This window comes from Inquilinus sp., from assembly GCF_039594555.1.
Classification (GTDB): Bacteria; Pseudomonadota; Alphaproteobacteria; order DSM-16000; family Inquilinaceae; genus Inquilinus.
Window position 1 is genome coordinate 1 of record NZ_JBCNNF010000368.1, and the last position, 6,834, is coordinate 6,834.

Annotated in this window: 9 protein-coding genes; 5 read left to right on the plus strand and 4 right to left on the minus strand. The window is 69.8% G+C overall.

The genetic code is table 11. The annotated features are described in order from the left end of the window. Positions 1–639, minus strand: a 639-nt coding sequence (locus ABDW35_RS28675; protein WP_343717268.1) for a LysR family transcriptional regulator, incomplete at its 3' end; no start/stop codon positions are given. 96 nt (positions 640–735) lie between these two features. Here ABDW35_RS28675 and ABDW35_RS28680 point away from each other — a divergent pair. Beyond that, complete coding sequence (locus ABDW35_RS28680; protein ID WP_343717269.1) at positions 736–1,611, plus strand: aldo/keto reductase family oxidoreductase; 876 nt, start codon at positions 736–738, stop codon at positions 1,609–1,611. A gap of 3 nt (positions 1,612–1,614) precedes the next feature. Here ABDW35_RS28680 and ABDW35_RS28685 read toward each other — a convergent pair whose 3' ends face one another. Continuing rightward, positions 1,615–2,478, minus strand: a complete 864-nt coding sequence (locus ABDW35_RS28685; protein WP_343717270.1) for a LysR substrate-binding domain-containing protein — start codon at positions 2,476–2,478, stop codon at positions 1,615–1,617. Between the two features lie 85 nt (positions 2,479–2,563). Between ABDW35_RS28685 and ABDW35_RS28690 the strand changes: the two genes are divergently transcribed. Then, positions 2,564–3,535, plus strand: coding sequence for a quinone oxidoreductase (locus ABDW35_RS28690; protein WP_343717271.1), 972 nt, complete (start codon positions 2,564–2,566; stop codon positions 3,533–3,535). Positions 3,536–3,745: 210 nt separating this feature from the next. Further along, positions 3,746–4,324, plus strand: a complete 579-nt coding sequence (locus ABDW35_RS28695; protein ID WP_343717272.1) for a 2'-5' RNA ligase family protein — start codon at positions 3,746–3,748, stop codon at positions 4,322–4,324. A gap of 49 nt (positions 4,325–4,373) precedes the next feature. Here the strand turns inward: ABDW35_RS28695 and ABDW35_RS28700 are convergent, their stop codons facing one another. After that, positions 4,374–4,823, minus strand: coding sequence for an SRPBCC family protein (locus tag ABDW35_RS28700; protein ID WP_343717273.1), 450 nt, complete (start codon positions 4,821–4,823; stop codon positions 4,374–4,376). Between the two features lie 39 nt (positions 4,824–4,862). After that, positions 4,863–5,195: a metalloregulator ArsR/SmtB family transcription factor gene (locus ABDW35_RS28705; protein ID WP_343717274.1), complete on the minus strand. Its 333-nt coding sequence runs from the start codon at positions 5,193–5,195 to the stop codon at positions 4,863–4,865. A 134-nt stretch (positions 5,196–5,329) separates the two neighbouring features. On the opposite strand from ABDW35_RS28705, the gene ABDW35_RS28710 reads away from it, so the two are divergent. Together ABDW35_RS28710 and ABDW35_RS28715 are read left to right on the plus strand one after the other, a co-directional pair. Continuing rightward, the gene (locus ABDW35_RS28710; RefSeq protein WP_343717275.1) at positions 5,330–6,178 is read left to right on the plus strand and encodes an arginase family protein; all 849 of its coding nucleotides are present in this window, start codon (positions 5,330–5,332) and stop codon (positions 6,176–6,178) included. Between the two features lie 24 nt (positions 6,179–6,202). Continuing rightward, positions 6,203–6,834: LysR family transcriptional regulator (locus ABDW35_RS28715; RefSeq protein WP_343717276.1), on the plus strand; the 632-nt coding region annotated here is incomplete at its 3' end.

The window sequence follows — 6,834 nt, forward strand, 5'->3', positions numbered from 1 at the left end:
CAGCTCGCCCTTGTGTTCGAAATCCCAGGTGGGCATGGCGCCGCCGGCAAAGCGACCGCGCAGGCAGGCATGCTCGAGCAGGTCGCGCGGATGCTGCGGGCGACCATGGACGTCCAGATAGGCAGGTGAGGCGGCCGTGGCGAAGCGCTGCACGCGCGGGCCGATCGGCGTGGCGATCATGTTCGGCTCCAGGCGCTCGTCGTAGCGGATGCCCGCATCGCAACCGGCCGATGGAAGATCCACGAAGCTGTCTTCGACGGTGATCTCCACGCGGATGTCGGGGTACTGCTTGAGAAAGCGAAACAGGATCGGCGGCAATACCGTGCGTGCAACGCCGGCCGGCACGTTCAGGCGCAAGCTGCCCGCGGGGCGATCGCGAAAATGATTGAGCACGTCCAGTGCCGCTTCCATGTCGGCAAGCGCGGGCATCAGTCGTTCCAGCAGTCGCTCGCCGGCTTCGGTGGGCGCGACGCTTCGGGTGGTGCGATGGAGCAGCCGCACGCCAAGGCGTGTCTCCAGCCGCCGTACCGCCGTGCTGAGCGCCGAAGCGGAAACGCCGCTGGTACGCGCCGCGTCGCGGAAGCCGCCGGCGCGGGCCACCGCCACGAATGCGGCCAGATCGTTGATCTCCACGGTCATTGTTTAATCCCTTGCACAGCCCGTGCATATTGCGGGGGATTATCTAACAGGCGAGTGGCGCGCATAGTGGCTGGTGCCCCTTCCAAGGAGACTTTCATGTCAAAGCTTGCTTCCGCCGCAGGTACGTTTCCGCTCGCCGGCCGCCATGTGAATCGCATGGGATACGGCGCCATGCAACTGGCCGGCCCCCGCGTGTTCGGTCCGCCCAAGGACCGCGACGCGGCGATCGCCGTGCTGCGCGAGGCCGTGGCCTCCGGCGTCAATCACATCGACACCAGCGACTTCTACGGCCCGCACGTCACCAACCAGATCATCCGCGAGGCGCTGCACCCCTATGCGGACGGCCTGACGATCGTCACCAAGCTCGGCGCGGTCCGCGGCGATGACGGCTCCTGGATCCCGGCGCAGGAACCGGCCGATCTCCAGCGCGGCGCGCGGGACAATCTGCGCAATCTCGGCCTCGACGTGCTGGAGATCGCCAATCTCCGGATCATGGGCTCGATCCACAGCCCCAGCGAAGGCTCGATCGAACCGCAGGTGACGGCGATGGCCGAGCTGCAGCGCCGCGGACTGATCCGCCATGTCGGCCTGAGCAATGTCACCTCGGCCCAGCTGGCCGAGGCGCGGCGGATCACGCCGATCGTCTGCGTCCAGAACCAGTACAACCTGGTGCAGCGCGAGGATGAGGCTCTGGTCGACGAGCTGGCGGGGCAGGGGATCGCGTATGTGCCGTTCTTCCCGCTGGGCGGCTTCACGCCGATCCAGTCCGTGGATCTGTCACGGATCGCCGAGGGGCTGGGCGCGACGTCGCGGCAGGTGGCGCTGGCCTGGCTGCTGCACCGCGCGCCGAACATCCTGCTGATCCCCGGCACCTCGTCGCCCGCCCATCTGCGCGAGAACCTTAAGGCGGCGGAGCTGGTGCTTTCGGATGAGACCATGGCCGAGCTCGACGCCATCGGCCGGGCCGGGTAACGGTCAGGGCCGCGACGCCGCCGGCAGGCCCTCGCGCAGCACGGCGATCGCGGCCTCCACCACCGAGGGCCGGCGGTCGCGGGCGAACAGGCCGTACTGGGCGGCCAGCGGCCCCGGCACTCCGGCCTTGAGCAGCTTCATCGAGCCTGGGCGGATGGAATCGGGCGGCAGCACACCGACGCCCAGCCCGTTCTCCACCGCCGCCTGCAGCGCCGTGACGCTCTGGCTGGTGAAGGTGACGCGATGCTCCCGCCCTGCCTCGGCCAGCGCCTCCAGCATGCGCCGGCGCCACAGGCAGGGCGCGGTGAAGGCCACCAGGTCGAGCGGCCGGTCGGGATCCGGGGTGACGTCCGGGGCGCAGACCCATTGCAGCTCGACCGTCCAGGTGACCAGCGCATCGGCCGTCACCACCGATGTCGGTCCCAGCATGATGTCCAGCCCGTCCTCGCCCCACAGCTTGCCCAGCGCGACGGCGTGCTCGACCACCACGTCCAGGCGGATGTCGGGATAGGCGCGGTGCAGCCGGCCCAGCGCGGCCGGCAGCGCCGTGGTGGCCACCTCCTCGCACAGGCCGATGCGCACGCTGCCGCGGAGCTCCTTCTGCTGCAGCCGGGCCGCGGCCTCGTCGCCCAGCGCCAGCATGCGGGTGGCGTAGCCGAGGAAGATCTCGCCCTCCGCCGTCGGCACCACGCCGCGGCCGGTGCGCTGGAACAGGTGCCGCTCCAGCAGTCCCTCCAGCCGCCGCATCTGCATGCTCAGCGCCGACTGGGTGCGGCCGGTGTGGGCCGCGACCTTGCTCAGGCTGCCCTGCCGGCACACCGCGACATAGGTGCGGAGGAGGTCGAGGCCGATCTGCTCGGATATCATCTTCGCTGAACTCTGATGTTGCCGATATCAGGCTACAACCATATCCCGGCGCGAGCCATCTCCCGGGCATCCGCAACGCAGCGAGATGTCCATGAAAGCGATCCGCGTTCACCGCCACGGCGGCCCCGAGGTCCTGAGCCATGAGGAGGTCGGGATCGGCCGGCCCGGCCCGGGTGAGGTCCTGGTCCGCAACCGGGCGGTCGGCCTCAACTTCGTCGACACCTATTTCCGCAGCGGCGCCTATGCGCCGCCGGGCCTGCCCTTCATTCCGGGCAATGAGGGCGCCGGCGAGGTGCTGGAGGTGGGGCCGGGCGTGACCGGCTTCGCGCCGGGCGACCGCGTCGCCTATGTCGAGACCCTGGGCGCCTATGCCGAGCAGCGCATCGTGCCGGCGCATTTCCTGGTGCCGCTGCCCGACGCGATCGATTTCGAGACCGGCGCCGCGATGATGCTGAAGGGCCTGACGGCGCAGTACCTGCTGCGCCGGACTTTTCGGGTCGGGCCCGGCCACACCATCCTGGTGCATGCGGCGGCGGGCGGGGTCGGGCTGATCCTGACGCAATGGGCGAAGCATCTCGGCGCCACGGTCATCGGCACCGTCGGCTCGCCGGAGAAGGCCGCGCTGGCGCGTGAGGCCGGCGCCGATCATGCGATCGGCTACGAGGGCTTCGTGGCGCGGATGCGCGAGATCACGGGCGGGCGGGGAGCCGACGTGGTCTATGACGGCATCGGGCAGGCGACCTTCGAGGGCTCGCTGGACAGCCTGCGGCCCTTCGGCACCTTCGTCAGCTTCGGCTCGGCCTCCGGCCCGATCCCGCCCTTCGACATCACCCTGCTGATGCGGAAGGGCTCGCTCTTCGCCACCTGGCAACTGCTGTTCGAGCATCTCAAGAAACGCGAGGACGTGCTGGCGATGAGCCGGGAGCTGTTCGACGTGGTCGCGAGCGGCGCGGTGACGGTGCCGGTCCATGCCCGCCTGCCCCTGGCCGAGGCCGCCGAGGCGCATCGCCGGCTGGAAGCGCGCGAGACCACCGGCGCGACGGTGCTGCTGCCTTAGGGCTGCCGCCTGATCCTCGCCGTCATCGCGAGGAGGCGAAGCCGACGAGACAATCCAGGGCTGATGCGAGTCCCCTGGATTGCTTCGCTTCACTCGCGATGACGGGTGCTGGATTCCAAGGGCTTGCAAATGTTCTTGTTATGTTCTAATTTCTTTTCAACATCGATAACCAAGGGAAGCGGAAGGCGAGCTCACTCCAGGAGGCTGGATATGCAGCACGTCTTCGATTTCTACGATCAAAGTGGCCTGAACCGGGATCGGTTATTCTTCTGCATGATGCCGGACGAGGTGGCTGGCGGCAGGGTCATGCGGTTCGGCGACCACATTTTCCTCCAGCATCGCCTGAACGGATCACGGCTTAGGCGAGACCGCCTGCACATGTCGTTGCACCATGTCGGCGACTATCCGCACCTGCCAAGCAAGGCGGTCTATGCGGCGCGCCTGGCTGCGAAGGCCGTGATGTCGACACCGTTCGACATCTGGCTCCGCGCCGTGCACAGCTTCGAACCCGCGCCGCATAAGCAAAACCGGCGGCCGCTGGTTCTGCTCGGCGACGGCGGCGAGGCCCTGATGATGCTGTTCCGCACCCTCGGCGCGGCCATGCTTCGGAACGGCCTGAAGGCGGCAGCCACGTTCACGCCGCATGTGACCCTGTCCTATGGCCCGCAGCCGGTCCCGACGCAGCCGATCGAGCCGATCGGTTTTCAGGCGAAGGACTTCGTCCTGATCCGCAGCCGGCTCGGCCTCACCCAGTATGAGGTGATCGACCGCTGGCCGCTGGGCACCTGATGCTCCCGCCGAACGCCCGGGACCATGGATGGTCCCGGGCCGGCTCCGGTCAGCCCGGGTGGGACGTCAGCACCACCGCGCCGGTCTCCAGCAGCGACTTCAGGTTCGACAGGATCAGCGGCCAGCCGCCGGAGATGGCCTCGATCAGCTTCGACCCCTCGCGGTCCATGCCGTGGGTGACGGTCAGCTTCACCGCCTCGCCGGCCGGTTCGATCTCCATGGTGCAGCGGGACCAGCCTTCTTCCTTCAGCTCCGGCCGGAACTCGTTGCGCCAGCGCAGCGCCAGGCGTTTGGGCGGGTCGAACTCCAGCACCTCGCCGGTGTCGCCCACCCGGCCGTCCGGAAGGATCAGCCTCCACGCGCCGCCGACGCGCCACTCCGCCTCCTGATGCACGCCCAGCCAGAAGCGGGGCGTGAACTCCGGGTCGGTCAGCGCCTGCCACAGCGCCTCCGGGGTGGTGCGGATGAAGGTGACGTAGACGAAGGTGCTTCCGGCCATGGTGTCGCTCCTTGTTGTGTCGGTTGTTCCGGACCGGCGTCAGGCGTCGCCGCCCGGCCGTTCCAGCCGCTGCTTGAGTTCCGACAGCGCGTCCAGCGCCGGCTGCTCGAACTTGCGGATCCAGCGCTCCGCGATCGCGGCGATCGGCACCGGGTTGATGAAGTGCAGCTTCTCCCGGCCCTGCCGTTTCGAGGAGACGAGGTTGGCCTCCTCCAGGATCGCCAGGTGCTTGGTCACCGCCTGCCTTGTCATCGCCAACCCGCGGCAGAGCTCACCCAGGGTCTGGCCGCTCTCCGCATGCAGCCGGTCCAGAAGCTCCCGGCGGCTGGCGTCCGCCAGGGCCCGGAACACGGCGTCGTCGTCACTCTGCATCACCCTAATATGCAACCTTTAGGTTGCATGTCAAGCTCGGGAACCGGGGTCGCCGGGATGCGGTTAGGATCGAGAGCCGGAGAGGAGGCGCCGCCATAGCCCGTCCCCGCTACGCGATCGTCGAGGCGCCCTCGGTGTTGGGGCTCTTCCCGAAGGGAGTCGAACGGCTGCCCGAGGCGCTGCTGGGCGCCGGGCTGGCCGACCGGCTCGGCGCGCGCCGGGCCGGGCGGGTCGAGCCGCCGCCCTATGACCCGCGGCGCGACCCGGCGACCGGGCTGTTGAACCCGGCCGGCATCGCCGCCTATTCGATAGCGCTGGCCGACGCTGTCGGGCTGGTGCTCGGGGCGGGGGAGGTGCCGGTGGTGCTGGGCGGCGACTGCTCGATCCTGCTCGGCTGCCTGCTGCCGCTGCGCCGGCGCGGCCGCTTCGGCCTGCTCTTCCTCGACGGTCATGCCGATTTCTACCAGCCGGAGGCCGAGCCGAATGGCGAGGCGGCGTCGATGGACCTGGCGCTCGCCACCGGCCGCGGCCCGGCCCTGGTCACGGATCCGGAGGGGCTGCGGCCGCTGGTCCGCGACGAGGATGTGGTGGCCTTCGGCATCCGTGACGCCGAGGACGCCGCGCGGTTCGGCAGCCAGCGGATCGAGGACAGCGGCATCGAGCTGCTCGATCTCGCCGCGATCCGCCGTTCCGGGCTGGAGGCCGGGCTGGAGCGGGCGCTGGACTGGCTGACCCGGCCCGAGCTGCTCGGCTTCTGGCTGCATCTCGACGCCGACGTGCTCGACGATGCGGTGATGCCGGCGGTGGACTACCGGATGCCCGGCGGCCTGTCCTTCGACGAGCTGGCGATGGTGCTGTCCGCCGCGGTGGCGAGCGGCCGGCTGGCCGGGATCGACATCACCATCTTCAACCCGGCGCTGGACCCCGACGGCACCATCGCCGCGGCCTTCGCCGACGCCATCGCCCGGGGGCTGCGCTCCTAGGCTCGGGCAGTCTATGCTCAGGGCATGCCGCTCCGCCTGCCGCCGCTCTCGTCCCTGCGCTTCTTCGAGGCGGCGGGGCGCCATCTCAGCTTCAAGCTCGCCGCCGCCGAGCTCAACGTCACCCCCAGCGCCGTCAGCCACGGCATCGTCGGGCTGGAGCAGGCGCTGGGTGTCGAGCTGTTCGTGCGCGAGCCGAGGCGGCTGTCGCTGACGGCCGAGGGAGCGGACTACCTGCCCTATGTCGCCGAGGCGCTGTCGCTGATCGCCATCGGCACCCAGCGCCTGCCGCATCATCGCGGCCGGCGCGCCATCACCGTCAGCTGCGCCCCGACCTTCGCCTCGCGCTGGCTGCTGCCGCGGCTGCATCGCTTCGGCGAGCGCTGGCCGACCATCGCCGTGACCGTCGACACCTCGCGCCGCCAGGTCGGATTCCCGGTCGACGGCTTCGACTTCGCCATCCGCATGAGCCGGGCGACCGCCCCCGGCGCCAGCTGGACCCGGCTGTTCGGCGAGCGTCTGGTGCCCGTCTGCAGCCCGGCCTATCGCCGGCGGCTGGCGGGCGAGGGTGGGGCGGTCGACCTGCGCCGGGCCGCGCTGATCCATGTCATCCCCGCCAGCGAGGACTGGCAGGCCTGGCTGGAGCGGACAGGCATCGA

Excerpts from the sequence above, each read along its gene's own strand:
- ABDW35_RS28680 (WP_343717269.1), top strand. The coding sequence starts at position 736 with ATGTCAAAGCTTGCTTCCGCCGCAGGTACGTTTCCGCTCGCCGGCCGC.
- ABDW35_RS28695 (WP_343717272.1), top strand. The coding sequence starts at position 3,746 with ATGCAGCACGTCTTCGATTTCTACGATCAAAGTGGCCTGAACCGGGAT.
- ABDW35_RS28685 (WP_343717270.1), bottom strand. The coding sequence starts at position 2,478 with ATGATATCCGAGCAGATCGGCCTCGACCTCCTCCGCACCTATGTCGCG.
- ABDW35_RS28690 (WP_343717271.1), top strand. The coding sequence starts at position 2,564 with ATGTCCATGAAAGCGATCCGCGTTCACCGCCACGGCGGCCCCGAGGTC.
- ABDW35_RS28705 (WP_343717274.1), bottom strand. The coding sequence starts at position 5,195 with ATGCAGAGTGACGACGACGCCGTGTTCCGGGCCCTGGCGGACGCCAGC.
- ABDW35_RS28700 (WP_343717273.1), bottom strand. The coding sequence starts at position 4,823 with ATGGCCGGAAGCACCTTCGTCTACGTCACCTTCATCCGCACCACCCCG.